The sequence below is a fragment of the Enterococcus italicus DSM 15952 genome (assembly GCF_000185365.1).
GTDB classification, from domain to species: Bacteria; Bacillota; Bacilli; order Lactobacillales; family Enterococcaceae; genus Enterococcus_G; species Enterococcus_G italicus.
In genome coordinates this window covers 1-1209 of record NZ_GL622261.1, presented here as the reverse complement: position 1 = coordinate 1209, position 1209 = coordinate 1, and the positions used below count along the sequence as shown (strand labels likewise).

At 27.6% G+C, this 1209-nt stretch carries 1 pseudogene; it reads right to left on the bottom strand.

Features of this window, described 5'->3' with window-relative positions:
- Window positions 1–892: pseudogene (locus HMPREF9088_RS11130) on the bottom strand (hypothetical protein); the annotation flags it as partial.
- Window positions 893–1209: the final 317 nt, after the last annotated feature.

Genomic DNA, 1209 nt, shown 5'->3' with positions numbered 1-1209 from the left:
GTAAACTAACACTTGTAAAATTATAATCTCTAAATACTGCAGAAGCTATTCCTTTAACAGTGATTCCCGCTATTTTATCAGGTATTGTAAGTGTTTTTGTTGATTCTTTTAGTGTAGTGCCACTGATAATACCTCTGTTAGTGATATGTAAACCATTTTCAGAGTAAAATTGATTAGGATTATTGCTTAAATCTAATAATTTTGTCTTTTTACCATTAAATTCCCTATATATTGCTGTATCTGTGCTTGTTGCAAATGAGCCATCTGATAAATATGCTGTCACATTAGCATTTAAAGTATTAGTAGCACTATTTACCCCAAAATAATCAAATACTTGATAATCTAACATATAAGCCCTTAAAGCTTTTTCATGAGCTGTTTTAGCTATCAATTTATAAAAACCTTCACAAAAATTATCATTATACATTTGAGCATCTAAAGCACATTCTTTAGAGTGGTCTTCCTCAAAATTTGAAGCATTGTATTTAGTTTCTAACACATCTTCTAAAGCTTTTGTATTAATTTCTTGTTTTACTGATTTATCAGCACTTTGTGTTGTTTCAGATATTTCAGTTTTCCTAACTTCAGATGCTTTACTAGATTCTACTGTTGTTTCTGTTGTAACTCCTTGTGCTTTGCTAGACTCTATTGTTTGTTTTTCTGATTGAGTAGTAGATTCTGTTGTATTTACTGTTGTTTCTGCTGTTTCTGCTGTTTCTGCTGTTGTTACCTCTGTTTTACTTTTTGAAGTGCTTGTGCTTGTTTTATCTAAAATAGCCTCAGAACTGCTTGTAGTGCTTGTAATAGTAGCATCTAATTGTTCTGCTTTAGATACAGTATTATTAATATTTAAAACAATACCAATAACAAAAGCTAAAACATATAAAGACATTGCAACTTTTATCCAATTTTTTTAATTTTTTATTTTTATCTTCAGACATTTTTTAAATATACCTCCTTTATTATTATTAGCTTTTAAGGCTTTATTGATATATCTAAACTTAATTAGATATATCTAAAAACTTTAAATTCTCTTTGATTCTGTGATGATTGCATTAGATATAGCATATAATGATTGTTCAGGAAAATTAGATTGATAAACATAATTTTTCTTAAATCCTTTCTTTCTCCTATTTAACTTCATTTTTTACATTTATACTTACTATATAAATACCATAATCTTTGACTAAGATGTTTAACTCTTTTCTG